The organism is Pseudenhygromyxa sp. WMMC2535 (genome assembly GCF_011083025.2).
Genome location: NZ_JABJWV010000001.1, coordinates 6,222,445 through 6,248,647, shown reverse-complemented (window position 1 = coordinate 6,248,647; position 26,203 = coordinate 6,222,445). Strand labels below are relative to the sequence as shown.

The window sequence follows — 26,203 nt, the reverse complement described above, 5'->3', positions numbered from 1 at the left end:
GGCAGAGCGGCGCTTGTGTTTGTATCGGCGGATCTTTCGCCCGGCCCGAGATTTTTGGGCTGCTATCCTCGACGAGGATGCACGCTGCGGGCAGCCCCCTCGAGATCAATCACGGCCACCTCGCGTCGCTCCCCTGGCACCCGCCGCGCAGCCACACCGATCACGTGCTCACCTACGTCGCCGCCGGCTCCCTCGAGATGAACCTCGGCGAGACGGTGGTCGCCGAGCCCGGCTCGATCCTGCTGCTCCCCGCCGGCACGCCGCACGAGCCCCTGGGCGGCGAGGACCTCGAGCTGTGGATGGTCCGCTTTTGCGCGAGCTGCTTCGTCCTCGACGAGGACCAGCCGCTGATGGCCGCCTTTCACCGGGTCCGCCGCGGCGCCCTGCCCATGGTCCTGATCCCCCGCGAGCGGAGGCGACGGGTCCTCGACCTGCTCGCCGACCTGGCGAGCGAGCAGCACGCCGGGCATCCGGAGTCGCGCGAGCTCCTGCGCTGCATGCTGCTGCTCTTGCTCGCCGAGGTCCGCCGGGCGATGCCCGCTGCGCCCCTGCCCGCCCGCGCCTCGAGCTTCGTCCCCGACGCCCTCGCCTTCATCCAACGCAACGGGCTCCAGGACATCTCGCTGCGCGACGTCGCGGCGGCGGTCGGGCGCGCGCCGGCCCACGTCGCGGCGACCATCAAGCGGCAGACCGGCTACACCGTGGGCGCGTGGATCAGCTCGATCCGCCTGGCCGAGGCCACCTCGCGCCTGGTCCACACCGACGACTCCATCGCCGAGATCGCCCAGGCCGTGGGCTGGGCCGACCAGACCCACTTCATCCGTCAGTTTCGCAAGGCCTACGCGACCACGCCGGCGGCCTGGCGACGCGAGCATCGCCTCGAGCACTGCGGGTCTCGTGCCCAGCCGGAACCGCTCTAGTCGCCCCAGGGGTGGAGCACGCAGCCACCCACGTGGCGGCTGGCCCACTTGGCCCGCAGCGCCTCGGCGTAGTCGCGCAGGGCGTAGCGCGGGCCCACGTGCGGGCGCAGCCGGCCCTCGGCCACGCGCTCGCGGATCCACGCCAGGCGCGTGGGTCGGAGCGAGGGGTCGTGCTTGGTGGCGATCACCGCCGGGCAGCCGAGCACGTCGAGGCCCTTCATCTGGATCAGGTTGGTGGGCAGCACGTTGGCGTTGGGCGCCCCGCGCTTGCCCTTGCCCCTGGCCACGAAGGGCGTCGCCGCCCAGCCGACGATGCAAAAGCGCCCGCCAAAGGCCATGGCGCGCAGGCTCGCCGCCGAGATCGGGCCGCCCACGCCGTCGTAGACGAGCTCGGCCCCGCGCCCGCCCGTGAGGGCCTTGACCGCGTCGCGCAGGCCAGCGAGGCCGTCCTCGCCGCCCGTCTCGATCACGTGGTCGGCCCCCTGGGCTTGGACCTCGGCGAGCTTGGCGGGGTCGCGGCCGGTGGCGATCACCGTGGCGCCGACGAGCTTGGCGACGTGAACCGCGGCCAGGCCGGTCGAGCCCGAGGCGCCGTGGATCAGCGCGACCTCGCCGGCGCGCAGGCGGCCGCGGTGGATCAGCACGTGGTAGGCCGTCTCGTAGTTGCCGAGCAAGTTGACGGCCGCGTCGAAGTCGAGGCCCTTCGGCAGGGGCATGGCCGCGGCCTCGGGGATCACCGCGTAGCCGGCGAAGCCACCCCAGCGCTGGTAGGGCCCCGAGGATCGCGGGCCGGTGTGGAAGCCGTCGGCGAGCACCGCGTCGCCCACGGACACGGCCTCGACCTCGGGCCCCGCCCAGCAGACCTCGCCGGCGAACTCGAGCCCCGGGGTGTAGGGCGGCGGCGCCATGTGCTGGTACTGGCCGCTGCTCATGATCAGGTCGACCCAGCCGACGGCGCAGCTGCGCACGCGCAAGATCAGATCCCTGGGCCCGAGCGTGGCCGGGTCCGGCGGCGGCTGGTCCTCGAGGCGCATGTGCTGCTCGAGGGCGTCCATGGGCGTCTCGCCCCACTCGCGCACGACGACGCGCTGACCCTCGGGGAGCTGGGCTGTGGCGATCATGAGCTTGGTTTTATCAGCCCATCGCAGCTCAGGCATCACGCACGAGGGGCAGGCGGACCTCGAAGCGGGCCCCGCCGAGCTCGCTCTCGCCGACGCTGACCTCTCCGCCGTGGTCCAAGACGATCTTCTTGACGATCGCCAGGCCCAGGCCCGTGCCCTGGGAGCGGGTGGTCTCGTAGGGCTCGAAGACCAGCTCGCGGCGCCGCGGCGGGACCCCGGGGCCGTTGTCCTCGACCGCCAGGTAGGCGAGCGCATCTTCGCGGCCGGGGACCAGGCCCGCGCGCACGAGGATCTCCACGGCCTCGACCCCGGCCTCCCGGGCCGAGAGCGCGGCGTTCTCGACCAGGTTGACGAGGACCTGCTTGAGCAGCTGACGATCCCCGCGGATCTCCAGCGCCTCGCTCCCCCGCGCCCCCGCGCCCTCGGGGGCCTCGACCACCAGCCCGGGCTCGGTCCCGCCGTAGGCCCGCTCGAACTCCGCGAGCACGCGCTCGAGGCTGACCTGCTCGAGGGCGACCTCGGGGAGCTTGGCGAACTGGGAGAAGCTGGTGACCATGCGCCGCAGGCTCTCGACCTCGTCCTCGACGATCTCCACGGACTCGTCGAGGAGCTTGGAGAAGCGCGGGTCCTGACCGGGGTCCTTCTCGCGCAGCTGCTGCACGGCCAGCTGGATCGGCGTGAGCGGGTTTTTGATCTCGTGGGCGATGCGCCGGGCCATCTCCTGCCAGGCGCCGACGCGCTGGAGGTAGGCGATCCTTCGCCGGGTGTGCTCGAGCTCGTCGAGCATCGTGTTGAAGGCGGTGGCCAGCAGCCCGAGCTCGTCGTGGCCCAGGCGCGGCGCCCGGGCGGAGAGGTCGCCCGAGGCGACCTGGCGCATGACCTTGGACAGGTCCGAGACCTTGCGCGTGGTCTGGCGGGCGATGATCAGCCCAGCGATGACGGCGGCGATCAACACCAGGCCGCTGGCCAGGCTGATCGCCGTGATCACGGCGCGCTGGATCTCGCTGCGCGCCACGCTGCGGTCCTCTCCCCTGGCGCCTCGGATCTCCACGGTCCCGACGCTGCGGGCGAGCTCGCCGAGGCGTTGGTGTCGCTCGATGACCGCCGGATCCGTGGCCCACGAGACCCGCAACCTCGCGGCCAGCTCGCCCCGCGGCTGCGCTTCGCCCTCTTTTTCTTCCCCCTCGCCCGCTGACGCGCGGACTTCGAGGGGGGTGACGATCGCGACCGCCAACGGCCCGAGCTCGGCCGCGTCGCCGAGCGCCGCGTCGCCGCCCCCGGGACGCAGCGCGATCGCGTCGCCCCCAGGGCGCTCGACCACGACCTCGAGCACGTCCCAGCGCGCGTCGATCCACCGCTGCAAGGCGCGCTCGAGCGCCGCCGCGCTGACCGGCTGCCCCGGCGCGCCGAGCAGGGCCTCGACGTCGTGCGCGAGCAGCTCGGTGCGCGCCTGAAAGACCTCGCGCTGGGCGGCGGCGAGCTCGGCGTAGTAGGGCTGGGCGAGCTCGATGGCCTCGCGCTGGGTCGCTGCCTGCTGCGCGTCGAGGCGGTCGTAGTAGCCGACCGCCAGCGCGACCAGGTAGCCCGAGGCGCTCACGCACAAGATGCCGATGGCGACCAAGGAGATGGTGATCCGCGCCTCGAGGCGCCCCCACCAGGGCGGGCGCTGCTGGAGCGCCCGGGCCAGGTGAAAGCTCGCCGTGCCCCGCGTACGTCCCCCGCGGGCGCCGCCTCGGGGCGCCCGCTCGCGCGCGGACTTTTGCTTGTCGGCGGGCATCGGGATCAGTCCTCGGGCACGTAGAAGAATTGGCTGCGGAACTCGGCGGTCTTCTCGGCCTTGGGCCGCGAGCGCACGAACATCCCGACCCAGCGCGAGAACACCTCGAGGTCACGGTCCTGGCCGCGGGCCCCGTCGGCGCCGGCGCCCGCCTTGGTCTGGATCGGGTTGCGCTGGGCGAACACGCTGGCGAAGTAGGCGTGGTTCTCTCCGCGCTTGAACATGGCCAGGGGGGCCAAGGACACGCGCAGGGCCGTCGCGGCCGCGATCGCGTCGGCCCGCAGGGCGAAGCGGCGCAAGGTCGGCTTGCCGCCGTCGACCTGCGTCTGGACCATGTAGTCGCGGTTCCAGGGGTCCCACTGGACCTTGAGCTCGATGCGCGTGACGGCCAGGGGCGCGCGCGTGCCGTTCTTCTCGAACACGGCGACGTCGTAGACCAGGCGCGTGGCCCAGCCCGAGTCGAGCGACTTCATGGCCTGCCTGTCGCTCTCGCGCAGCAGCTCCGAGAGCACCAGCCCGACCTTGACGACCTGGGCGTTGTAGCTGACGGAGAGCTTGCGCCGCGGCAAGGTCTCGGGCGAGGCGGCGACCAGGGTCAGGCTCAGGCCCGCGGCGGCGAGCATCTGCGCGAAGCGGCGGCGCCCGAGACCCCCACGGCTCGACCCGCCGCTCGGGAGGGCGCGGGCGCGTGCTGGCGCCTCCCTGCTCCCCTTCCTGCTCCCCTCCCTGCTCATAGCGGCGTGCGCTCCAGGACGCTGCCCACCGAGATGTCGAAGGTCCCCAAGCTGGTGTCGAGCTTGAGCCCAAAGTCGGCGTTGAGGCCGAAGGGGGCGACCAGCTGCCCGGCCTCGCGCCGGAGGCTGCGCTCCTCCCGGGTCCCCGTGAGCGTGAAGATGCCCGAAGACAGGTAGAGGTAGCCGCCGTAGACGAACTCGGTCCGCGGGCGGCGAAAGAGCGGGATGCCGTACTCGAGGTCCACACGCCCGCCGAGCTGGGCGAGGTCGATCTCGTCGACGCCGGTGTTGAAGGTGTCGATCGGCCAGCGCGTGGAGTACTGCACGCCCATGGTCCGACCCGGGGTCCAGTCGGCGAGGTCGCCGGGCAAGAAGGCTTCGAAGCGCGGCGCGTCGCCGGCGATCTGTCCGCCCCACAGGCTCGGCGACAGCCAGTGTCCCCAGGGCAGGCGAAAGCTGTAGCCGCCGCCGATCAGCACGCGCAGGTACTCGTAGCTCGAGCCGATCGCCGGCGAGGACAGCTGCACGTCCAGGCGGATGTGCCCGCCCTTACCGAGCAGCGCCGCGCGACCGCGCTGATCCCAGGCGACGCTGAACTCGGCCGAGCTCAGGTAGTGCAGCCCGTCTTCGAGCTGAAGGTCGAGGTCGAGCTGCTCGCCGCTGGGCAGCTGGCGGATCGGCGTGGCCTCGGGCAGGTCGGCGTCGATCGCCTCGAAGCGAAAGTCGATGCCCATGGTCAGGTCGGCGTGAAAGGGGATCGTCACCCCCAAGACCCCGCCGAAGCGGTTGTAGCGGACCGTGTCGAAGTTGCTGGGGCTGGGGTCGTCGTCGTAGCCGGCGACGCGGTAGGGCTCGTTGGCGAGGACCATGTAGGCGCTCGCCGCCACGCCGAGCGGGCTCCCGGCGAGGGCCGGCAGCTCGACGAAGAGCTTGGCCGCCTGCTGACGTTGGCGGTCCTCCACACCGCGCGCTCGCGTCCCAACTACAAAGCCGCCGCCGAGGTGCACCGAGGACCCGGCGAGGTTGCGCTCCATGAGCTCGAAGCCCCCGGCGAAGGGCGTCAGCTTCGAGACCTGGGCGTGGATGTCTGCGATGGCCAAGGCGCCGCGCTCGTGGATATCGACGACCAGCGCGGCCTGATCTTCGCTGCCCGCGATCGGCACCAGGCGCAGGGCGACCTGATCGAAGTAGCCCATCGACGCAAGTCGCGCCGTCGCGCGATCGATGCGAGGGTCCTCGGGCCAAAACACGCGCTCTCCCTCCTCGAGACCCTCGGCCTCGAGTGCCTCGAGGATCTGCTTGGGGGCCACCTGAACGCGGCCGCGGATCTGCAGGGCGACGACCTCGACGGCCCGCTCCTCCGGCAGCGCGAGCTCGCCCAGGTCGCCGGCCTCGGGATCTTCGGACATCGCAGACGCGAGCGCGCCCACATCTTTCGGGGCAGGCACTCGCACCCCCGCGGCGCTGGACGACCGCCCATCCACATCGCCCTCTCGCGCCGCGTCAGCTCGCGGCGAGGAGCCAGACGCGGCCTGCTCGGATTGCGACTGCTCGGGAGCGGGCTCCCTGTCCGCCTGCGACGCGGCCTCTTCGACATCGGGCTCGGGGCCCAGCGACCAAGCCAGCGCCAGCGCCGGGACGAGCGCGGTGATCGTGGGGCCCACCACGGCGCGAGTGTACTCGTGACCAGGTCTCGAAACGAGCCATGGCGAGGCTCGGACCCCGCCGGTCCGACAAATCGCCCGGGAGAATTCGACCGCGGACGCGCAACTCTCTACACTGCGACAGTGAGCGACCGCCGGCCCATCCTCGTGGTCGAGGACAACGACGCGAACTACGCGCTAATTCACCGCCTGCTCGAGTCCACGGGCCTGTGGACCGTCTCCCGAGCCACCGAGGTCGCCCAGGCCCTCACGGAGATCGCCCGCCAGCGGCCGGAGGTCATCCTCCTCGACATCGACCTCCCCGGCGACGCCGACGGCCTGGTCCTCGCCCGCACCATCAAGGGCAGCGAGGAGCTGCGCCGCATCCCCATCGTGGTGGTCAGCGCCAGCGTGATGAAGCAAGAGCACGCCAAGGCGGCCGAGGCGGGCTGTGAGTACTTCGTCGAGAAGCCCTTCGACATCGACAAGCTGCGCCGCGTCGTCGTCGAAGCGGCCTCGGTCTGAGCCCGCCCCAGCCCGGGCTCAGGCTCCCGCGCGGCGCAGGCGAGCCGCGAGCCGCCGCCGCAGGCCGAGCGCCACGCCCAGGCCCAGCCAGCTCAGGGGCTCCCAGGGCGCGCCCTCGCCCGCGCTGCGGCAGCCACAGCCGCCCCCTTCGTCGGCACCGGCGTCCTCGCCACCGCCCCCCGACTCGTCGTCACCGACGTCGTCCCCCTGCTCCGCGCCGCTCCCCTCCGCGCCCGCGTCGGACGAGCCCTCGCCCCCCTCATCACCTTCGTCGCCGCCGCTGTCCTCTCCCTCACCGCCGTCGTCGGGCGGCTCTGGGGGCGGCGGCTCGGTGGTGTACTCGTAGGCGCCCACGTCCGGGGCCTCGAGGTCGCGCTCGACCCCGTCGAGATCCACGCTGCTCCACGCGCTCGCGGGCACCCCCGCGCCCACGGCCAGCGCGTCCTCGAGCAGGTGGTAGTCGCTGGCCTCGGCGTCGGCGAAGCCTAGCTCGGCGACGGCCATGCCCGTGATGTTGCCCTGGCCGTCCCAGTCGACGTCGCCGCCCGGGGCCACGTCACCCTCGGCGGACTCGAGCACGAGGTTGTTCCAGCCCAGGTTGCCGACCAAGTTGGGGCCGAAGATCGCGATGCCCCAGCGCCCCGATCGCAGCACGGTGTTGTGCACGAAGGCGTAGCGCGATCCGTCGAGGGCGGGGTCGGTGTTGGAGTTGGCGTAGATCCCCGTGCCCTCGAAGTCGACGACGATGTTGTCGTGGACCGCGGTGTCCCCCGCCTGGAGGATGAAGATCCCGTTGGTCGGCCCGCGCTCGAGGCGGTTGGCCCAGATCTCACAGCTCGAGCCGCCGCCGATCTGCATGCCCTGCTGCTGATACTCCACGCCGCCCAGGCCGACGTCGTGGATCGTGTTCGCCCACACCGCGCAGTCGACCGGCGAGACCCCGACCTGCATGCCGTCCCAGCCGGTGTTCTCGATCAGGTTGTGGTGGATGTCGACGCCGTGGTGCTCGTGGGGGTAGAGCACCACGGTCTCGCCGTCGCAGGTGTACTCGCGCCCGCCGTAGCCCGTGCTGCCAAAGTAGATGCCTTCGCCGGTCGTCTCGTGGATCCAGTTGTGGTGCAGGCGCGTGTCGTACTGCACGAAGTTGCCGAGGTTGGCCGAGCCGTCGCAGGTCGGCTCGGTCTTGAGGTTGAAGCCCGCGAAGCCGCTGTCGAGGACCTCGAAGTGGTCGAGCTCGTAGTCGCTGCTCAGCCCGGATACGACCACGCCGCTGGCCGAGTAGTCCGGCCCGGTTCGCGTGGCCCGGACGCTGATCCCATACTCGTGCTCCGGATCCCCGGAGCCGGTGATCCGAAAGTAGCGCGAGCCCTCGGCGGTCAGGCCGTAGCCGCGATCGGCGTTGTCGATCTCCACGCGGCCCTCGCAGTTGCGGATCTCGATCCACGCCTCGCTCGAGCCCACGAACTCGTAGAGCCGCAGAAACTCCCGCGCGCCGCCGCGCAGGCACACGCTATCGCCCGGGCCCACGCCCAGCTCGGCGCCGTTGGCCGAGGCCGCGTCGGGCTCGATGACGAAGTCACAGTCGCACTCGCCCTCGGCCGCGGCCGAAGCCGGCGCGAGACCAATGACGAGGCCAGCTGCGAGCGGCGCCGCGACGAAGCTCAGCCAGATATCCGAGCGCGAACCAGGCATGAAAGACATGGAGCCATCATACCCCCTCCCCCGCGCGCTCGAGCTCGAGAAGCTGCTCCGGCGTGTTGACACCCGAGACCTCGATCGCGTCCACCTCGACGCCGATCACCACCCCCGAGCCGGCACGCAAAGCCACCAAGTCGGTGAGGTAGACCTCGCCTGCAGCGTTGGCCGAGCCCAGCTGCGGGAGCTCGCGGCGCAGGTGCTCGGCGCGGACGCAGTAGACGCCAGCGTTGCACTCGCCGATGGCTCGCTCCGCTTCGCTGGCGTCGGCGTGCTCGCGGATCCCCACGACGGCGCCCCCCTCGTCTCGCAAGATTCGGCCGTAACCACCGGGGTCATCCGGGCAAAAGGTGGCCAGGGCGAGGCCGGCCGAGCTCTCGGCGCAGGCCTGCGCGAGGCGGGCGAGGGTCTGCGCCCGCAGCAGGGGCACGTCACCGCTGAGGATGAGCACGACCCCGTCGAAGTCCTCCCCCAGGGTGGGCAGGGCACAGAGCACCGCGTGGCCGGTGCCCCGCTGCTCGTCCTGCACGGCGAAGCCCACGGACCACCCCTCGCGCTCGGGGCAGGCCGCCTCCACGACCTCGCGCACGCGCTCGCGCTGGTGGCCGACGATGACGATCGAGCGCTCGACCCCGAAGCGCCGGGCGGCGCGCAGCGGGTGAATCACCAGCGGCTCCCCGCGGAAGGGGTGCAGGACCTTGGCCAGCTCCGAGCGCATTCGGGTGCCCTTGCCGGCGGCGAGTAGGATGGCGACGCTCCGCATCGCCGCGACCCTACCCGATCGCCCCTCCGAGCACAGCCACGCACCCCAGCAGGCAACGGCGGGCATGAGCAGGCAAGAGCGAGCACAAAAGGGCGCAACCGGGCATAATGGCGCGAGCCATGGCCCAGACGCGCATCCAGAGCTTCTCCGAGTTCTTCGTCTTCTATCTCGGCGAGCACCGCAACGCGACCTGCCGCGCGCTGCACTTCGTGGGCACCGGCGGCTTCCTGACGGTCTTCGCGGCCGCGCTGATCACCGATCCCCTGCGCTTTGGCCCGGCCCTCGCCGGGATGCTCGCCCTCGGGGCGGTGGGCGCAAACATCGAGAACCGACGCAGCGCGGCGCCCTTCTTGCTCGGGATGATCGCCCTGGGCACCTGGGCCCAGCCGATGATCCTCGCCGGGGTCGTGTGGGCCTACGCCTTCGCGTGGATCGGCCACTTCAAGCTCGAGCACAACAAGCCCGCGACCTTCACCTATCCGATGTGGTCGCTGCTCGGAGACTTTCGCATGTGGGGGCTGATGGCCACGGGCAAGCTGTGGACCGGCGATCCCGTCGAGGCCTTCACCGCGCGCGAGTCCTGAGCGCCAGCGCGTCCGAGAGCGCCCGCCACTGCGCCTCGGTGTTGCAAGGCGCGAGCACCAGCGGCTCCGGGAGCGCGTCGACGCCGATGGTCGCGGCCTCGGCGAGCAGGGACTGGAGCCGAGCCTCCCCGGCGGCGAGCAGCGCCCTGCCACGGGCCAAGATCGGCTCCACGCGCACGGCCGCGGCGAGCGGGTGGCGGCGGCCCTCGGCGTCCACGGGGATCAGCGCCGGCGCGTCGGCTCGGGCCGCGAGCGCGGCGAGCATGAAGTCGACGTGGACGCCCGCGAGCGCGGCCGCGTCACAGCTCGAGAGGTAGGCCTGCGCTGCCCCGGCCGCGGCCAGGCGCTCGAGGCCCGCGACGGCGCCGACGAGGGGGCCGGCGTCGACCTGGGGATCGTCGACGCGCAGCAGCTCGATGTCCGCCGACATGGGCAGGCGCTGACCCGGCGCCGCGCTGACGACGATCGGCGCGCAGCGGGGGGCCAGGACCCCGGCGATCCGCGCCAGCAGGGGCTGGCCGTCGAGCGCCAGCCAGGCCTTGTCCCGACCCATGCGACGCGAGCCGCCGCCGGCGAGGATCAGCGCTCCTGGGCCCGCCTTCACCTCCCAAAGCTGCGCGCCTGGGCCCCCGATCGCAAGCCCCTTTGTTACCCTGTGCGGCGTGAAGCTGCGGATCCGAGCCGACTCCCTGCGCCTGCGCCTGACCCAGAGCGAAGTCCGCCAGCTGCGTGCCGAGGGCCGCGTCAGCGAGGTCATCCACTTTGGCCCGGGCCGCGCCCTCGAGTACGCGCTGGTCGCCAGCGAGGCGGCCGAGCACCCCCAGGCCCGCTACGAGGGCGCGCTCGTCGAGGTCAGCCTGCCCCTGGCCCTCGCCCACACCTGGGCCGAAGGTGACGCGGTCAGCATCCGCCACGAGCAGGCGCTGCCCGAGGGCGCCCTGTCCTTGCTGATCGAGAAGGACTTCCAGTGCCTCGCGCCCCGCGAGGGCGAGGACGACGGCGACGCCTTCCCCAACCCTCAGGCGGCCGACGGCGCGACCTGCTGATGCGACCGCGCTGGCAGCTGCGCGAGGCGCCCGTGGTGAAACGCCGCGTCCTCGCCGTCCTCGGGCTGCTCGCGCTCGCCTGGCAAGGCGGCTGCCAGCGCGGCGCAGGGACGCCGGTGGCCGAGCCGCGCCCCGCCGACTCGACCCCCCTCGAGCAGCCCCCGCCCATCGACCACGGCGCGCCCCCGCCCTACGCCGGCACCTGGCGCGGGCCCACGCTGCGCCTGCGCTTCGCGGGGCCCTGGGTCCTCGTCGAGCCGCTCGACGCCACGGACCCGGCGAGCCCCGAGCCTGCCCAGCCCAACCCAGCGTCCGCGCAGCCGACAGTCTCCGCGCAACCAGGCCCGACCCTGCGCGACTCCCCGCCCCTGCTCGAGCTGCGCGCGAGCGTGGAGCGCCACGCCGGTGACGCCTTCGCCCTGCGCACCAGCGTCGCGGGGATCATGCCCAGCGACTTCCTGCGACCCACCGACTGGACGCTGCTGGTCGAGGGCGACGCGCTGGCCATCGCCATGGGCGACGAGCCGCTGCAGACCTACCGACACGAGGACGCCCCGCCGCCCCTCGTCGGGCCGAGCTTGCTCCACGAGCAGCCGCTGCCCGAGACCCTGCCCTTCACCGCGGCCGCGGCCTGCCTCGAGCTCGCCAGCTTGACCTGCGCCGAGATCGAGACCGATGCGCCCCCCGCCGCCGGCTGCCGCGAGGCGCTGTGGAGCGCCTGCGTCGGCCACGTGCTCGACGGGGACGCGACCGCTGGCGCGGCCACTGGTTCGACCACTGGTTCTTCTGGGCGCCTCGTCATCCGCCTGCACCGCGCCTCCTCGCGCTTCTTCGCGGGGCTCGCGGCTGGGGCCCCCGAAGACCGCCTCGAGGCCGCCCAGGGCCTCGAAACGCGCGCCCTCGAGCTGGCGGCGAGCGCCTTGAACGAGCGCCTCGCGGCTGGCGAGCTGCCCCTGGACGATCCCGCGCTGCCCGAGCTGCTCGCTCGGATCCGCCACGGCATCGGAGGCGCAGCGCTCGCCCCACCGCTGCGCGATATCCTCGAGTGAGCCGAGACAGGCACCGGGTTTACCCTTGGGCAGCCCACCATGACGGCGAGTGACCACGACCTCCTGGAGACCGCCCACGACGAGGGCGGCGGCAGGAGCGACGAACAGGCCGATGGGCTGCTGCGGATCGATCGCTACATCGTCCTCGATCGCCTCGGCGCCGGGGGCATGGGCACGGTCTTCCTCGCCCGGGATCCCGACCTCGATCGCAACATCGCGATCAAGCTGCTGCGCGGCGGGGCCTCCGGCCTGTCCCAGGCCAGGATGCTGCGCGAGGCCCAGGCCATGGCGCAGCTCTCCCACCCGAACGTCGCCGCGATCTACGACGTCGGGCGCTTTGGCCAGCAGGTGTTCATGGCCATGGAGTACGTCGCCGGCGGGACCTTGCGCGACTGGCTGGCCGACGGCCCGCGACCCTGGGCCGAGGTCCTGCCGATCTTCATCGCCGCCGGGCGCGGGCTCGCGGCGGCCCACGCCGTCGGGCTGATCCACCGCGACTTCAAGCCCGCCAACGTCCTGCTCAGCCTCGACGACGTCCCCAAGGTCACGGACTTCGGGCTGGTCCGCAGCGAGCGCGCGCGCGGGCTCGCTGCGCGCGAGGCCGACGCGACGACCGAGACCGATCTCGAGGCCGAGCCGCGGCCGGATCCCGACACCCCGGCAGCCGCGAGCGCCCCGAGCCGCGCCCCGACCACCGCCGAGCCGCGGGCCGCGGCCAGCTCGAGCCACGGCTCGCTCTCGGGAGAGATCGTCCTCGGCGCCCAGGCCAGCGTCAGCGCCAGCTCCTCGGGCAGCGCGAGCAGCTCGAGCAACGCCTTCGACCTCCAGCTCACCACCCAGGGCAGCTCCGTGGGCACGCCCGCGTACATGTCCCCCGAGCAGATCCTCGGCGACGACATCGACGCGCGCAGCGATCAGTTCTCGTTTTGCGTCGCCCTGCACGAAGCCCTGTGGGGGGTCAGCCCCTTCGCCGGCGACGACACCAAGTCCCGGCTGCGCAACGTGCTCGAGGACGCCCGCCAGCCCCAGCCCGACGATCGCGACGTCCCCGACTGGCTGGCGGCGATCGTCGAGCGCGGCCTCTCGCCCGAGCCCCGCGCCCGCTGGCCGTCGATGGCCGAGCTGCTCGCCGCCCTCGCCGACGACCCCGCGGCGCGGCGCAAGACCTGGCGGCGTCGGCTGCTGGCCGTGGGCCTGTGCTCGACCACCCTCGCCGCCTTCTTGGCCCACACCCAGCTCCAGGCCGCCCGCTGTGAGCAGGCCGCCGACGCGGCCCACCGGGTCTGGGCGCCCTACGCCGCGGCCATCGAGGACGCCGTGCGTGCGGGCGGGCCAGCCTACGCCGAGGCCAACACCCAGCGGGTCCGCGCGGGCGTCGACGACTGGCTGGGGCGCTGGGCCGAGGCCCGCGGGCAGCTGTGTCGCGCCGACGATCTCGAGCGCAGCGAGCAGGCCCGGCGCGAGCGATGTCTGACCGAGCAGCTCGACGCCTTCTCGGCCCTGCTCGAGGTCATTGGCGAGCGCGCCGAGTCGCCGGGCGTGGCCGCCCACGCGATCGCGGCCGTCGCCGCCTTGCCCGAGCCGGCGCTGTGCGAGGACCCGCGGATCGACCCCCTCGACGGCGAGACCCGCGGCTGCACGCCCGCCCTGGCCGTGGCCGTCCACCGCCTGCGCGCCCTCGAGCTCGCCGGGCTCCACGCCGAGGGCGTCACGGCAGGCGCCGCGCTGCTCGACACGCCGGGCCTAGCTACCTGCTCGAGCGTCGAGGCCCAGGCGCTGCTGACCACCGGGCGCCTCGAGCTCGCCCTCGGCCACGGCGAGGACGCGAACGCCAAGCTACAGCGCGCCCTACAGCTGGCCAACGCCCACGAGGATCTGGCCACGGCCCGCGCCGCCGCCTTGGCCCTGGCCCGCGCCGCCGGCCGCCAGGCTCGCTTCGAAGTCGCGCTGGTCTGGGTCGAGGTCGCCGAGCTCTTTGGCCAGCGCCTCGGCGCGCGCCCGGTCGAGGTCGTCGACGAGCGCCTCACTCGCGTCGAGCTGCTCAACGCCGCCGATCGCGACGACGAGGCCCGGGCCGTGCTCGAGCAGGCCCACGCGCTGATCGAGGAGACCCTGGGCGAGCAACACCCCAGCTTTCTGCGCTACCTCGAGAGCGCCGCCAGCCTCGAGGCCGCCACGCCCGCGAGCGCCCGCGCCCTGCTCGAGCAGGCCCTGGCCATGGCCCGCGCGCTCTATGGGCCCGAGCACCCCGAGACCATCTCCGTGATGCTGCGCCTGATCCCGGTCCAGGACACGAGCGCGGCGCGCCTGGCCATGGCCCGCGAGACCCTGGCCAAGGCCGAGGCCGCCAACGGCTCGGCCCACCCGCAGACCCTCGCGGCCCGGGACACCGTCGCCGTACACCTGCTCTTGTCCGGGGAGTACGACGCCGCCAGCGAGCGCTTCCCGGGGATCATCGCCGACCACGAGCGCCTCGATCCCCCCGCGCCCCTCGCCCACGCCCGCGCCCTCGCCCACTACGGCGTCGCGCTGCGCCGCCAAAGCGAGCTCGAGCGCGCCGAGCAGACCCTGCGCGCGGCCATCGCGTTGATCGACGCCGAGCTCGGACCCGAGCACCCCGAGGGCACCAACACCCTGATCAACCTCGCCAACGTCGTCGAAGAGCGCGGGCGGATCTCCGAGGCCGTGGCCTTGCTGCGCCAAGCTCGCGAGATCCTCGCCCGCCGCCAGCCCAACAGCCAGGGCCTCGCGGTGCTCCTCGACAACCTCGGCAAGCTCGAGCTCGAGCTCGGCGACGCCCCCAGCGCCCTGCGCAACATCGAGCGGGCCGCGACCATCGGTCGGGCGCGACACCAGGCGGGGGATCTGCGGATGATCGACTACCTCACGGATCTCGCCCTCGCCGAGGCCGCCAACGGCCAGCGCGACCGGGCGCGCGCGCGCTTCGAGGCGCTGATGCACACCTGCGAGACCCACGACGACCCCAGCAACGACGAGTGCATCTACACCCGGGGGATCTTCGCGGAATTCCTGCTCGGCGAGCCCGGCCAGACGCCGCGCGAGGACCTCCAGCGCGCCCTGGCCCTCAGCGAGCAGGCCCGGGCCGAGTCCGCGTCCCTCGGCTCGCGCAGCGACGCGGCCTACCTGCGCTTCGTCCACGCCCGCGTCCTGGCGCGGGCCGGCCAGACGAAGCGCGCCGAGGAGATCGCCAGCGCCCTGCTCGAGGAGCTGACCCCGCTGGTCGAACGGCGCCGGGATCGGGCGCTGCGCGACGCGATCGCGGCCTGGCTGCGTCGACGCTGAGCGCCAGCGCCCAGCGCGAGATCGAGCGCGGCGAGGCGCGAAGCCGGCCGCTAGTGTACGGATCAGAATCACGGAAGGCGATATCCGCAGTACTTGAGCCAGCCGAGTGCGTCCGAGGCTCGGATCCGACGCAGGGACCTACGCATCGCCTTCTTGAGCTCGCTGACGGTCGTGGGCATCGCTCGGCGTATCCAAGCTTTGACCTTCGCCCAAGCGGCCTCGATCGGGTTGAAGTCGGGACTGTACCGGGGCAAGCGGACGACCTTCGCACCCGTCTCGAGCACCGCAGCCACGACCTCTGCATTCTTGTGCATGTTGATGTTATCCCAGCAAACGATGTCGCCCGGCTCGAGCGTGGGTGCCAGGCGCTGTCGGACGAAGCGCAGAAAGTCAGCGGTCTTGACCCCGCCATCGGTCGTCATCAAGGCGCTGATGCCGTCGACGCGCAAGGCCGCGATCATCGAGACGTGGCGACCGCGGGAATAGGGCTCGTGCGGTCCGTAGAGCGGCTCGCCGCGTGGGGACCAGCCCCGGCGCGGACCAATCCCTGGATGCGTGCCCGATTCGTCCACGAAGACGAGACGTCCGATGTCGAGTCGCCGCTGTCGCAACCGAAACTGGGCGCGCTCCTCGGCGACGTCAGCTCGGTCCCGCTGGGGAGCGTAGGGAGTTTTTTTTGAAGCTGAGGCCAAGTTGGTGAAGCGCCCGGAGGATCGTCGAGCGATGGACCCGGTTCTTGGGAAATCGTCGATTGAAGCGCGCCGAGAGGTGGTAGGAGCCGAGGTAGGGGTCCTTCTCCATCTCGCCACGAATCCACAGGAGGTGGCGCTCCTTCAACTTGGGCGTCCGGCCAGGTGGACTCTTCGGCACCAAGCTCTCGCCTTGGCGCAGCTTCCGCGAGATGCGTTCGACGGTGGTGACCGAGACGGAGAAGCGCTCGGCGATGAGGGGCTGACTTTCTTCGCCAGCTTCGATGGCTTCGGCGATCCGGGCGCGGAGGTCGACGGAGATTGGCGTCGTCACCCGGCCAGTAGATCACCATCGGGACTCGATGTCGATCCCCCTTCCGATCCTCTGGATCGTACACTAGAGGGTATGCTCCGCGCCGGTGGACGACGCCCTCCAGGCGCTGCTGCGCATCCATGACCTCGAGCCCGCCGAGCGGGCCGCGGCCGTCGCCGAGCTCCCCGCGAGCTGGCGCGAGGCCCTCGAGCGTCTGCTCGCCGGGCCCGACCCCGACGCGGCGCTGCGCTGGGCGAGCTCCCTGTCCGCGAAGCTGTGGGCCCTCGGCGCGCCCAACCCCGCCCTCGTCGATCTCCTCCATCAGGGCAGCTACCCCGCTCGGCTCATGCGCCTGCTCGAGCCCGCCGAGGTCGTGGCCGTGACCGCGCGCGAGCCCGGGCGCGAGCGACCCATCGCCGCCCAGCTCGCCGACGCCATCGCCAAGTACGGCGCCGCCGAGGGCCTCGCCCGGGTGCGGACCCGCGAGTACTTGCGCCTGGCTCGGCGCGAGCTCGAGCACGGCCCGCTCGAGGAGATCGGCGGCGCGCTCTCGGACCTCGCCGGGGCCTGCGTCGACGCGGCCATGGCCGCCGTCGATCCCCAGCTGCGCGCGCGCGTGGTCGTGTTCGGCATGGGCAAGCTCGGCGGCCGCGAGCTCAACTTCCTCAGCGACATCGATCTGATCTTCGTCCACGCCGACGACGCCCTCGACGCCGAGGACGAGGGCGCCGCCCACCGCGAGCGCACCCAGCTCCACGCCCAGCTGCGCCAGGTCCTGCGCCTGCTCGAGGGCAGCGGCCCGTGGCGCCCGCTCTTTCACGTCGACCTGCGCCTGCGCCCCTTCGGGACGCGCGGCCCGCTGTCGATCTCCGCCTCGGCCCTCGAGCGCTACTACGAACGCCACGGCCGCAGCTGGGAGCGCCAGGCCTGGCTGCGCGCGTGGCCGATCGCCGGCGACCTCCAGCTCGGCGAGCAGGTCCTGCGCGGGCTCGCCCCCTTCGTGTGGCCGCGGACCATGGACCCCTCGATGTTCGAGGACATCCGCTCGATGATGAAGCGCGCCCGCGCCGAGGCGCACCGGGGCCTGGGCGCGGCGGCCATCGACATCAAGCACGACGCCGGGGGCATCCGCGAGATCGAGTTCTTCGTCCAGAGCCTCCAGCTGCTCAACGGCGGCCGCCACCCCAGCGTGCGCGCGCGCTCGACCCTCGCCGCCCTCGATCGCCTGGCCGCCTCGGGCTTCATCAGTGACCGCGAGCACGAGGTCCTCGGCGGGGCCTACCGCGTCCTGCGTCGCATCGAGCACCGCCTGCAGCTCGCCGAGGGTCACCAGACCCACCGCCTGCCCCAAGACGACGGAGACCGCGATCTCCTCGCCCGCCGCCTGGCCGTGAGCGCCCCGCCGCGCTGGCTGCTCGCCCCCCGCGACCGCAACCCCGAGCGCAGGCGCGAGCGCGCCGACGGCCAGCGCTTCGACCTCTCCCTCGCCGAGCTGCGCGGGCTCGTCCAGTCGATCACCGGCACGCTCACCGGGGAGTCCGAGCTCGTCGACGAGGGCGAGGCCGAGCGCGAGATCGTCCAGGCCGTGCTCGTCGATCCCGGGGCCTCGTCGGGGGCTCGGCGCAAGGCCCTCGAGCGCATCGGCCTGTGGCCGACGGCCGCCGAAGAGGCCACCGCCGTCCTCGACCACCTGCTCAGCCGACCCGAGAGCCCCCTCGTCGGCTCCGGCCCCGCCCGCGCGGGCGCCCGCGCGCTGCTGCTCGCCTGCCTCGACAGCGCCAACCCCGTCGCGGCCCTGCGTCGACTGGTCGAGTTCACCAGCACCCGCCCGGCCCACCTCGGCCTGTGGCGGCTCATGGCCGAGGCCGAGCACCAGCCGCTGGTCCGCCAGCTCGCCGATCTCTTCGGCGCCAGCGAGCCGCTCTCGCGCGGGGTCATCGGCCTGCCGGGGACCTCGGGCGGCGCCCGCGATGGCGGCCTGAGTCTGCTGCTCGAGGCCACCGCCGCCGTGGGTCTGGCCGACGCCGACGCGCTGCGCGAGCGCTTCGCCAGCTTCGAGCTGCGCGCGGCCCCGGGCGCCCCGCCCCCCAGCCTCGACGAGCGCCTGCTGCTCTTCAAGCACCGCGAGCTCGTGCGCATCGGGCTCTACGATCTCGGCCGCCGCCCCGATCCTCTGGTCATCGGCCGCCACCTCTCGGACCTCGCCGAGCTCATCGTCGCCGAGCTGCTCGCAGATCTCGCGAGCGACGTTCGCCCGAGCGCCGACCAGCCCCAGCCCTTCACCCTCGCCGTGTTCACCCTCGGCAAGTTCGGGATGCAGGCCATGGACTACGGCTCGGATCTCGACCTGGTGTTCGTCTTCGATCCCGCGCCCTCCGTGAGCCCAACCCTCGCCCGCGAGGCTGCACAAAAGGTCAGCCGCCGGCTGATCGCGCGCCTCGAAGATCGGATCCATGGCGCGCGGCTCTACGAGGTCGACACCCGCCTGCGCCCCTCCGGTCGCCAGGGCCTGCTGGTCTCCTCGCTCGACGGCTTCCGCAGCTACCACGCCCGCAGCGTGGAGATCTGGGAGCGCCTCGCGCTGGTCCGCCTACGCGCAGTCGCCGAGGCCCGCTTTGGGGAGCTCGACCCGGCCGATGGGCCCGCGCACGCCAGCGGCCCCGCGCCCATCGGCCCGCTCTCTCGCGCTGTCCTCGACGAGGTCGTCCCCGCCTCCTTGTGGCCCGCCGAAGAGCCGCCAGGGGCGATCGCGGCCGAAACTCGCAGGCTCAAGCGGCGCATCGAAGATGAGCTCGCGCGGGAAACACGCGACACTTGGGACATCAAATCCGGGCGCGGCGGCTGCCTCGAGCTCGAGCTGCTGACCTCCGCCCTGCAACTTCGCCACGCCCGCGACCCGCGTGATCCGAAGTTGCGATCTCGGGACATCCCCACCGCGCTGACAGCCCTCGCGGCCGCCGGCGTGCTCGCGGACAGCGAGGCCCAGGGCCTCGTCGCTGCGTATCGTTTTCAACGCCTCCTCCTCAACCGACTGCGAATGACACGCGGGAGCGGTTGGGGCCTAAACGATCGTCTACCCGTGAATTCTCCCCGCCTGACCGCGCTTGCGCGTAGGATGGGGCTGGCAGATCGAGACGCGCTCATCACCACTCTCGAGCGGCAACGGTCCGTCGTCCGGGCCGCCTTCGATCGCCACCTCGCCGCCGACGACACCCATGCCGGAGCACACTGAAACCACCCTCGGCTTCCCGCTGAAGGGCACCCTGCGTCGCAGCCCCTTCCCCAAGATCGTCCGCCAGATCGCCCGTGTCAAAGGCACGGGCAGCCTCTTCCTCCTCAACGGCAAGACCAAGAAGGTCGTGTTCTTCAACGAGGGCGAGCCGATCTCCGTGCGCTCGAACGTGACCTCCGAGTGCCTCGGACAGATCCTGGCCCGCGAGGGGCTGATCACCCAGGCGCAGTGCGATCAGACCCTCGAGTCGATCCGCCGCACGGGCAAGAAGCAGGGCGAGCTGCTCATCGAGATGGGCATCCTCAGCGAGGGCAACCTGCGCTATGGCCTGCGCGCCCAGCTGCGCCACAAGCTCTACGACATCTTCGCCTGGGACGACGGCCGCTACCAGTTCAAGCCCGACGTCGCGGGTGAGGACTACGGCCTGCGCTTCGAGACGCCGCCCCAGGGGTTGATCGTCAACGCCCTACTCGAGACCACCGACGAGGACCGGGCCCAAAAGGCGCTCGAGCCCTACCTCGACCGCTTCCCCGTCGTCGATCCCAAGCACGAGCTCGGCCTCGAGGTCATGCCCGAAGAGGCTCACTTCCTGGTCTGCCTCGACGGCAGCGAGAGCATCGGCGAGCTGCTCGAGGCCGAGGTCGATCCACCCGTGCCCTCGGCCGCCTTGCTGATCTACGCGTCGATCCAAGCTGGCATCGCCAAGCTGGCCAAGAACCGCCGGCAGCCCCGCAAGCGCCCGGCCAAGCCCGCCGACGGGCGCAGCACCCCCGACGCCGAGCTCCAGCCCGAGGCCGAGGCGCGGCTGTCGATCACCTTCTACGAGGACACGCCGCTCCCCGGCGAGCTGCCCAAGAAGCCCGACTCGAGCCTCGACGACGAGTTCGCCTCGGTCGAGGCCGACGACGACGACAGCGCGGTCCAGCCCGCGCCCCGCGAGGTGTCTTCGGCCCTCGTCGCCGCCGAGAGCGACGAGCCCGACGCGACCTTCGGCGACGATCTCGACGCCCAGGCCGGAGAGGCCGAGGACGACGACAGCAGCGACGAGGCCCAGGCCCTCGTCGCCGATCCGGCCGAGTCCGGGGTCTTTCAGCAGGTCCTCGAGGACGACGACGACGACAAGCCCTTCGTCGCCGAGGACGACGACGACGCCACGGAGCCCGCGACCGGACCCGTCGAGGCCGTCGAGACCGACGAGCCCGAGCCGCCCAGCGCCCTCGAGCTCGCGGCCAGCTCCGACGAGATCGAAGAGATCGAAGAGATCGAGGAGCTCGAGGAGCTCGAAGAGCTCGAGGAGCTCGACGAGGACGCCCCGACCACCGCCTTCGACGACGACGCCCTCCCCGACGACAGCCTCCCCGACGACCTCGCCCTCGACGCCGAGCTCCCCGACGACCTCGACCTCGACGCCGACATCCCCGACGACCTCGCCCTCGACGAGGGCCCGCCCCCCGAGCTCGCCATCGATCCGGCCTCCTCGGCCGCGGGGCTCCAGGCCCTCGCCGAAGACATCCCCGACGACCTCGCCCTCGACGGCGGCGAAGACGGCGATCTCATGGGCCTCGACGAGCTCGACGACATCGACCTGGGCGAAGTCGGTGGCCTGGGCGGCGACGACGACATCGACCACGAGGCCACCTTGGGCGACATCGACGGGCTGCGCGACCGCGAGGCCCTCGCCGCCGGCCAGTTCTCCGCCGGCGAGACCGCCGTCTCCGAGCAGCGCTGGACCGACGCCATCAACCACTTCGAGAGCGCCTACGAGCACGGCATCGACGTCGCCGAGCTCCACGCCCTGCTCGCCTGGTCGCGCTTCCAGTCGGCTGGCGAGAGCCAGGAGATGGGCGCCCACGCCCTCGAGCTGCTCGCCTACGCCGAGGAGATGAACCCTGAGCTGGCGATGATCAGCGGCTACCGCAGCGCGGTGCTGCTGGCCCTGGGCGACCACAGCGGGGCTCAGGACGCGGCTCAGCGGGCGTTGGACATCGATCCCTACGACGAGCTGGCGATCGACGTCATGGACAAGTTGGTTTGAGGCCTCCGCCCCGCTCGAGCCTGCGCAGGCTCGAGCGGGCACTCCCCGCAGCGGGCACGATGCCAGGCCGGCTCGACGTCGACGATGACATTGGCGTGATGTCGAAAACGCGCCAGCTCGGACACTCGTCCAAGAGCCGGCGCGCTCGGCCTCGCCTGCTCGAGGCGAGGCACGGACCCCCTCGCTGCTACATGATCAGCGAGTAATCGATCCCCATCGCGGGCTTCTTGAACACGTCGAAGGTCGCCCCTTCGACGACCCCCTCGACGCACTTGCCCAGCGCGGTCCCGGCGTGCTCGCCCTTGGCCTCGGCGCTCGTCACCTTGCCGGTCGCGCCCTCGATGGACACGTGGACCTTGACCTTGGTCCCCGCCGCCGCGCCGTGCTGCGAGCCGCAGGCCTTGGCCTTGCTCTTGAGCTTGTTGAAGCCGTTGCGCAGATCCGTCGAGCTCAGCTTCTCGGGGATCTTGGGGGCGAGGACCTGCTCCTCGGTCTTGGGCTTGGAGGCGCTCTTCTGGCACTTGGCCAGGTCGGGGTTGAGCAGGCAGTCGACGTCGTCGTCGTCGCTGCCGGAGGACTTGGGCGCGGGCGCGGGCTCGGGGTCCGGCTCGGGCGCGACCGCGGGCTCGGGATCCGGCTCGGGCTCGGGCGCCGCGGCGGCGCTGTTCGAGCCGGCGCTGTTCGAGCCGCCAGCGGACCGCGACTTGCCCTGATCCCAGGTCCCGCCCGAGGACGCGGTGTCCGGCTTGTCGTCGCTCTCGAGCAGGCCGGCCGTTCGAGCCATGGGATCGTCGGCGTCGAACTCCCCAGCCTCGACGGCGGCGCCCTCGGCTGCCGCGGCCTCGGCCGCGAGCATTTCCGGCGTGGGCTCTGCGGCAGGCTCGTCGGCGAGCCCATCGTCGGCCTGGCCACCGCCCGCCCCGACAGCCCCCACGGCCTGGCCCGGATCCGGCTCGGCCTTACCCACGACCGCCACCTCGGGCTTGGCCGACATGCTGGCCACTGCTTGCTCGTCCGTCTTCACCTCGTCGTCGCCGCTCGCAAAGAAGACCGCCGCCGCACCCACCAGCGCCAGGCCAAAGACCACCGCGATGGCGGTCAGCGGGCTGCGTCCCTCATCCGACTCCTCCCTGGGCTTGGCCACCACCGAGGACGTCACATCGCGCGTCTCCCTGACCGCACCATCGCCGCCGAGAGAGTCGAGGTCGCCGTCCTCGAGCGGGGCGCTCGCAACACCCAGCCCGAGGTCTGTCCCAAAACCACCGAAGAGCCCCTCGTCTTCGTCCTTCTTGTCGTCCAGGCCGGCGTCGACGTCGAGGCTCCCCGCGGAGAACACGATCACCCCCGAGTCCTCCGACGACTGCGCGTCCTCGTCCTCGTCCTTCTCGTCACGGATCTTTGCCGCGACCGCCAAGATGTCCTGGAGGCCGGAGTCCTCCCGTTCACCGTCACTGGCAGGAAAGAGGGTGGTCTCTTTTTTCAAGCTGCTGTCTTGGGCCATGAGTTCACTCGCATCGACTCGACTGACGCTCCGAGGTGAGGAGCAGCGATGAGCCGTCGCCGAGAGCCGGCTCACCGTATGGGTGCTCTAATGAGACCCTATCCACCATGGTGTTTGCAATCCAGACACTGGGGTGAAGCAAGGATGCGCCCCAGAGACGCCTCCTGTGGGACGTGCGACTGATCACGACAAATGCGTCAGTCCCAATTCGATCCTCCAATCAGCGCCAATCCCACTGGCCGGGTCCACCAACTCGGGCGCTCTCGGGCGGTCGTCAGGCGCGCGCAAACCCGGTCCAAACCGCTCAATTCCTCATCTGAGCCGCTTTCATCGCCTATGCCACGCCCCGCTGGACAGCGGGGCGAGTTCCCCCTAAACACTGCGACGTTCGATTGTCGCCAAGCGTCCGATCGCTCGCCGTGTCATCGGGCGCAACGCCGAACATCGGCCGACCGCGGCTCGCGCGACTACACCGCCGCCGCCGTGAGGATCGGCCTCACCAAGAGGAGGACTCCCATGAAACGCACCGATCAAGAACGAATTGCCCGCGAGATCGGCCGCCAGGAGAAGAAGAATCGCATCCAGCAAAAGCGTGCCGATGACAAGGAGCCGACCTCCGTCGGCGGCTACGCCAAGCGCCTCGAGGACGCTTTCATGTGGGATGACGAGACCGTCTACAACGTGTCCGACGACGCGATCCTCGAGATCCTGATGGACATGAAGGAAGAGCTCAGCGACAAGGACTGCGAGGCCGCGCTCAAGCGGGCCCTCAAGCGCACCAAGGTCCGCGACCGCGACACCCCCTACGACCAGGCCATGGGCCTGCTCGACGAGGTCTGAGCTCGAGCGACGAGCGGCACCCCGCGCGACGAGAGACGCCCGCCCTCCATCAGGAGGCGCGGGCGTCGCTCGTTTGGGCCGGTCTCCCTCGGGAGCCGGTGAACGCGGCTCACAAAGACGGCTGGACGCCCATCTCCTCGAGCAGGTGATCCGCCTGATCGACGGCGTCCATCATCCACAAGACGGCGCGGATGTCGACGTGAATGGAGCGGGTGATCTCCGGCATGAACACCCAATCCGAGGCCATCGCCTCGTAGTTTCCATCGAAGACCAGGCCGATCAGCTCACCGCGGGCGTTGAGCGTGGGCGAGCCGGAGTTGCCGCCGGTGATGTCGAGGTCCGCCAGGAAGTCGATGGGCAGCTCGCCGAGCTCCGGGTCGACGTAGGGCCCGAAGTTCTTGGCGGCGATGGCCTCGCGCGCGCCCTCGGGCAGGTTGAAGGGCGCCTCACCGGTGTGCTTGGCGAGCATCTCGCTGACCACGGTGAAGGGCGTGTAGGGCTCGTCCCGGCCAGCCGGCTGATAGCCGCGGACGGTGCCGTAGGTGACCCGCAGCGTCGAGTTCGCGTCGGGGGCCAGGGTCTCGCCGCGGCTGGCCGCGAACTCGCGCAAAGCGGCGATGTAGCGCGGGCGAAGCACCGCCATCTCACCGGCGAACTCGGCCTTGCGTGCCTCGAGCGCCTCCTTCATCGGCACCAGCGCCAGGGCGGCGACGATGAAGGGATCCTTGCTCTTCTCGAGCTTCTCGAGCTTGGCGTTGGCGTAGAGCTCGACGACGCGATCGGCCGTGGCGAGCTTGGTCTTGGCGTAGAAGCGATCGAGGGCCTTGTCGATGACGGCGTCGTCGACGGCAGCGTCGGCCTTCACGCCCAGGACCACCCGCAGGGCCTCGGGCTGCTGCGCAGCGGGCAGCTCGGCGGCGCGCTGCAGGTGTAGACGCAAGATCGCGCGATCGATCTCGACGGAGAAGCTGCGCTGCGCCTCCTCGAGCGAGCTGCGGAAGTGCTCGACCTCGGCCTCGCTGGGACCCTTGCCCTCCTTGCGCTGCTTGGCGGCGTCGATCACCACCATGGCGCGACCGAGCAGCCCCGAGGCGCGCATCAGCTCCGCGAAGGCCTCGTCGCGGTCGCGGGTGGCTCGCTGGCTGTGGTTGAGGGCCTCGATGTCGGCGAGCACCGTGCCGTAGGCGGCCTTGCGCTGCTCGTCGGCCTCGATCCACGTCTGCAGGGCGCGCTGCTGCTCGGCCCGCTCCTCGGCGAGGCCGCCCTTGCCCAGGCCGTCGAGCATGCCCTTGGCGTTGGTCAGCCCGTTGCCGAGGCCGCGGACCAGCGGGTTGGCCTTGATCTGCAAGGTCTCGTCGTCGCCCGTGGCGCCCTCGATGGCCGCGAGATACTGCTCGTAGCGGGCGATCTTCCGCGGGAAGTACCACTGCACGGCGTCGGCGACCTCCTCGGCGGTCTTCAGCCGCGAGGTCCGCCCCGGGTAGCCGGCGACCATCACGAAGTCGCCCTCGTCGAGGTCCTCGGTGGCGACCTTCAGCACGTGCTTGGGCTCGTAAGGGACGTTGGTCTCGGCGTAGTCGGCCGGCTTGCCGTCGGCGCCTACGTAGGCACGGAAGAAGGAGTAGTCGCCGGTGTGTCGCGGCCACCGCCAGTTGTCGATCTCCCCGCCGAATACGCCGACGCCGGCGTCGGGCGCGTGGACCAGGCGAATGTCGCGAAGCTGGAGCTGCTCGATCAAGAAGAACTGCGCGCCCTCGAAGAAGGCCGGGACCACGCAGCGGACCCCACCCTCGCCGAGCTCGGCCTCGCGGGCCGCCTCGCACTCGCTCGACAGCTTCTTGCGTCGCGCGTGGAGCTCCTCGTCGCGGGCCGCGGGATCCTCGATGTCCTCGAGGCCGGCGAGCACCGTGTCGGTCACGTCAGTGAAGGAGTTGGTCACGTAGACCCGCTGGCCGGGACCCGCCCAACGCTCCTCCGCCTTGGTCTTGGCCAAAAAGCCGTCGACCAGCAGGTTCTCGCCCTTCTTGCTGTTGCGGGCCAGGGCACGGGTGACGCAGTGGTGGTTGGTGATCAGCAGGCCCTGATCCGACACGAAGCTGGCCGAGCAGCCGCCGAGGCTGACGATCGCCCCGAGGGGGAACTCGGTCGGGGCCGTGAGCACGGCAGGGTCGAGCTCGAGGCCGGCCCACTTCAGGTTCTCGACCTGCTCGGCGGACGCGAGCTGTGCCGGCATCCACATGCCGCCGGGGTTCTCGAAGGGTCCGCGCTCGGCCGTGCTGTCATCGGGTACCGCTGCGGGGTCCTGGGGCTCCACGGGCGCGGCGTCCGGCTTCGCACAGGCCACCGAGACAGCGAGGCCGGTGATCAGCGCCGGCCAGACGAGGGGTAGACGAGACTCGCACAGGTCAGATTTGGGCATCGCGGGGAGAGGTA

20 protein-coding genes are annotated in these 26,203 nt (G+C 71.7%); 9 read left to right on the top strand and 11 right to left on the bottom strand.

Translation table 11 applies throughout. From position 1 onward, the window contains the following. Positions 1-77 precede the first annotated feature (77 nt). Positions 78-920, top strand: a complete 843-nt coding sequence (locus tag G6O69_RS24180; protein WP_172305878.1) for an AraC family transcriptional regulator — start codon at positions 78-80, stop codon at positions 918-920. Here G6O69_RS24180 and G6O69_RS24175 read toward each other — a convergent pair. The 4 genes from G6O69_RS24175 to G6O69_RS24160 form a co-directional block, all read right to left on the bottom strand. Then, the gene (locus tag G6O69_RS24175) at positions 917-2,041 is read right to left on the bottom strand and encodes an NADPH:quinone oxidoreductase family protein (RefSeq protein ID WP_172305877.1); all 1,125 of its coding nucleotides are present in this window, start codon (positions 2,039-2,041) and stop codon (positions 917-919) included. The genes G6O69_RS24180 and G6O69_RS24175 overlap by 4 nt on opposite strands. A gap of 28 nt (positions 2,042-2,069) precedes the next feature. After that, positions 2,070-3,818: an ATP-binding protein gene (locus tag G6O69_RS24170; protein WP_172305876.1), complete on the bottom strand. Its 1,749-nt coding sequence runs from the start codon at positions 3,816-3,818 to the stop codon at positions 2,070-2,072. 5 nt (positions 3,819-3,823) lie between these two features. Further along, a complete protein-coding gene (locus G6O69_RS24165; RefSeq protein ID WP_172305875.1) occupies positions 3,824-4,441 on the bottom strand; it encodes a hypothetical protein in 618 nt (205 codons plus the stop codon). Between the two features lie 107 nt (positions 4,442-4,548). Continuing rightward, positions 4,549-6,219 carry a hypothetical protein gene (locus G6O69_RS24160; RefSeq protein WP_176397052.1) on the bottom strand — a complete coding sequence of 557 codons (1,671 nt, stop codon included), beginning with the start codon at positions 6,217-6,219 and terminating at the stop codon, positions 4,549-4,551. A 120-nt stretch (positions 6,220-6,339) separates the two neighbouring features. On the opposite strand from G6O69_RS24160, the gene G6O69_RS42330 reads away from it, so the two are divergent. Then, complete coding sequence (locus G6O69_RS42330; RefSeq protein WP_172305873.1) at positions 6,340-6,720, top strand: response regulator; 381 nt, start codon at positions 6,340-6,342, stop codon at positions 6,718-6,720. Positions 6,721-6,738: 18 nt separating this feature from the next. Here G6O69_RS42330 and G6O69_RS24150 read toward each other — a convergent pair whose 3' ends face one another. Beyond that, positions 6,739-8,421 carry a right-handed parallel beta-helix repeat-containing protein gene (locus tag G6O69_RS24150; protein WP_172305872.1) on the bottom strand — a complete coding sequence of 561 codons (1,683 nt, stop codon included), beginning with the start codon at positions 8,419-8,421 and terminating at the stop codon, positions 6,739-6,741. A 7-nt stretch (positions 8,422-8,428) separates the two neighbouring features. Next, the gene (locus G6O69_RS24145) at positions 8,429-9,178 is read right to left on the bottom strand and encodes an NTP transferase domain-containing protein (protein WP_172305871.1); all 750 of its coding nucleotides are present in this window, start codon (positions 9,176-9,178) and stop codon (positions 8,429-8,431) included. A gap of 119 nt (positions 9,179-9,297) precedes the next feature. On the opposite strand from G6O69_RS24145, the gene G6O69_RS24140 reads away from it, so the two are divergent. Continuing rightward, on the top strand, positions 9,298-9,762 hold the full coding sequence (locus G6O69_RS24140) for a DUF962 domain-containing protein (RefSeq protein ID WP_217909899.1): 465 nt from the start codon (positions 9,298-9,300) through the stop codon (positions 9,760-9,762). Here G6O69_RS24140 and G6O69_RS24135 read toward each other — a convergent pair. Further along, entirely contained in the window at positions 9,743-10,366 is a 624-nt protein-coding gene (locus tag G6O69_RS24135) for an NTP transferase domain-containing protein (RefSeq protein WP_172305869.1), read from the bottom strand. The genes G6O69_RS24140 and G6O69_RS24135 overlap by 20 nt on opposite strands. A 58-nt stretch (positions 10,367-10,424) precedes the next feature. Here G6O69_RS24135 and G6O69_RS24130 point away from each other — a divergent pair, with 58 nt between their 5' ends. The 3 genes from G6O69_RS24130 to G6O69_RS24120 are packed head-to-tail and all read left to right on the top strand — an operon-like array spanning position 10,425 to position 15,160. Beyond that, positions 10,425-10,808, top strand: a complete 384-nt coding sequence (locus G6O69_RS24130; protein WP_172305868.1) for a hypothetical protein — start codon at positions 10,425-10,427, stop codon at positions 10,806-10,808. After that, positions 10,808-11,857, top strand: coding sequence for a hypothetical protein (locus tag G6O69_RS24125; RefSeq protein ID WP_176397051.1), 1,050 nt, complete (start codon positions 10,808-10,810; stop codon positions 11,855-11,857). The genes G6O69_RS24130 and G6O69_RS24125 overlap by 1 nt, the downstream gene beginning before the upstream one ends. A gap of 39 nt (positions 11,858-11,896) precedes the next feature. Further along, a complete protein-coding gene (locus G6O69_RS24120; protein WP_172305866.1) occupies positions 11,897-15,160 on the top strand; it encodes a serine/threonine-protein kinase in 3,264 nt (1,087 codons plus the stop codon). A 68-nt stretch (positions 15,161-15,228) separates the two neighbouring features. Here G6O69_RS24120 and G6O69_RS24115 read toward each other — a convergent pair whose 3' ends face one another. After that, on the bottom strand, positions 15,229-15,852 hold the full coding sequence (locus tag G6O69_RS24115) for an IS630 family transposase (RefSeq protein ID WP_172304574.1): 624 nt from the start codon (positions 15,850-15,852) through the stop codon (positions 15,229-15,231). Next, positions 15,800-16,183, bottom strand: coding sequence for a helix-turn-helix domain-containing protein (locus tag G6O69_RS24110; RefSeq protein ID WP_172304573.1), 384 nt, complete (start codon positions 16,181-16,183; stop codon positions 15,800-15,802). Before G6O69_RS24110 ends, G6O69_RS24115 begins: the two co-directional genes overlap by 53 nt. Before the next feature lie 85 nt (positions 16,184-16,268). On the opposite strand from G6O69_RS24110, the gene G6O69_RS24105 reads away from it, so the two are divergent. After that, complete coding sequence (locus G6O69_RS24105) at positions 16,269-19,394, top strand: hypothetical protein (protein WP_172305865.1); 3,126 nt, start codon at positions 16,269-16,271, stop codon at positions 19,392-19,394. After that, positions 19,378-21,429: a DUF4388 domain-containing protein gene (locus G6O69_RS24100; RefSeq protein ID WP_172305864.1), complete on the top strand. Its 2,052-nt coding sequence runs from the start codon at positions 19,378-19,380 to the stop codon at positions 21,427-21,429. The genes G6O69_RS24105 and G6O69_RS24100 overlap by 17 nt, the downstream gene beginning before the upstream one ends. Before the next feature lie 187 nt (positions 21,430-21,616). On the opposite strand, the gene G6O69_RS41670 is transcribed toward G6O69_RS24100, so the two are convergent. Next, positions 21,617-22,930: a hypothetical protein gene (locus tag G6O69_RS41670; protein WP_172305863.1), complete on the bottom strand. Its 1,314-nt coding sequence runs from the start codon at positions 22,928-22,930 to the stop codon at positions 21,617-21,619. A gap of 516 nt (positions 22,931-23,446) precedes the next feature. Here G6O69_RS41670 and G6O69_RS24090 point away from each other — a divergent pair. Continuing rightward, on the top strand, positions 23,447-23,770 hold the full coding sequence (locus G6O69_RS24090; protein ID WP_172305862.1) for a hypothetical protein: 324 nt from the start codon (positions 23,447-23,449) through the stop codon (positions 23,768-23,770). A gap of 109 nt (positions 23,771-23,879) precedes the next feature. Here the strand turns inward: G6O69_RS24090 and G6O69_RS24085 are convergent, their stop codons facing one another. Next, the gene (locus G6O69_RS24085; protein WP_172305861.1) at positions 23,880-26,189 is read right to left on the bottom strand and encodes a S46 family peptidase; all 2,310 of its coding nucleotides are present in this window, start codon (positions 26,187-26,189) and stop codon (positions 23,880-23,882) included. Positions 26,190-26,203 lie beyond the last annotated feature (14 nt).

Excerpts from the sequence above, each read along its gene's own strand:
- G6O69_RS24180 (WP_172305878.1), top strand. The coding sequence starts at position 78 with ATGCACGCTGCGGGCAGCCCCCTCGAGATCAATCACGGCCACCTCGCG.
- G6O69_RS24175 (WP_172305877.1), bottom strand. The coding sequence starts at position 2,041 with ATGATCGCCACAGCCCAGCTCCCCGAGGGTCAGCGCGTCGTCGTGCGC.
- G6O69_RS24170 (WP_172305876.1), bottom strand. The coding sequence starts at position 3,818 with ATGCCCGCCGACAAGCAAAAGTCCGCGCGCGAGCGGGCGCCCCGAGGC.
- G6O69_RS24165 (WP_172305875.1), bottom strand. The coding sequence starts at position 4,441 with ATGCTCGCCGCCGCGGGCCTGAGCCTGACCCTGGTCGCCGCCTCGCCC.
- G6O69_RS24150 (WP_172305872.1), bottom strand. The coding sequence starts at position 8,421 with ATGTCTTTCATGCCTGGTTCGCGCTCGGATATCTGGCTGAGCTTCGTC.
- G6O69_RS24145 (WP_172305871.1), bottom strand. The coding sequence starts at position 9,178 with ATGCGGAGCGTCGCCATCCTACTCGCCGCCGGCAAGGGCACCCGAATG.
- G6O69_RS24140 (WP_217909899.1), top strand. The coding sequence starts at position 9,298 with ATGGCCCAGACGCGCATCCAGAGCTTCTCCGAGTTCTTCGTCTTCTAT.
- G6O69_RS24125 (WP_176397051.1), top strand. The coding sequence starts at position 10,808 with ATGCGACCGCGCTGGCAGCTGCGCGAGGCGCCCGTGGTGAAACGCCGC.
- G6O69_RS24120 (WP_172305866.1), top strand. The coding sequence starts at position 11,897 with ATGACGGCGAGTGACCACGACCTCCTGGAGACCGCCCACGACGAGGGC.
- G6O69_RS24100 (WP_172305864.1), top strand. The coding sequence starts at position 19,378 with ATGCCGGAGCACACTGAAACCACCCTCGGCTTCCCGCTGAAGGGCACC.
- G6O69_RS41670 (WP_172305863.1), bottom strand. The coding sequence starts at position 22,930 with ATGGCCCAAGACAGCAGCTTGAAAAAAGAGACCACCCTCTTTCCTGCC.
- G6O69_RS24090 (WP_172305862.1), top strand. The coding sequence starts at position 23,447 with ATGAAACGCACCGATCAAGAACGAATTGCCCGCGAGATCGGCCGCCAG.
- G6O69_RS24085 (WP_172305861.1), bottom strand. The coding sequence starts at position 26,189 with ATGCCCAAATCTGACCTGTGCGAGTCTCGTCTACCCCTCGTCTGGCCG.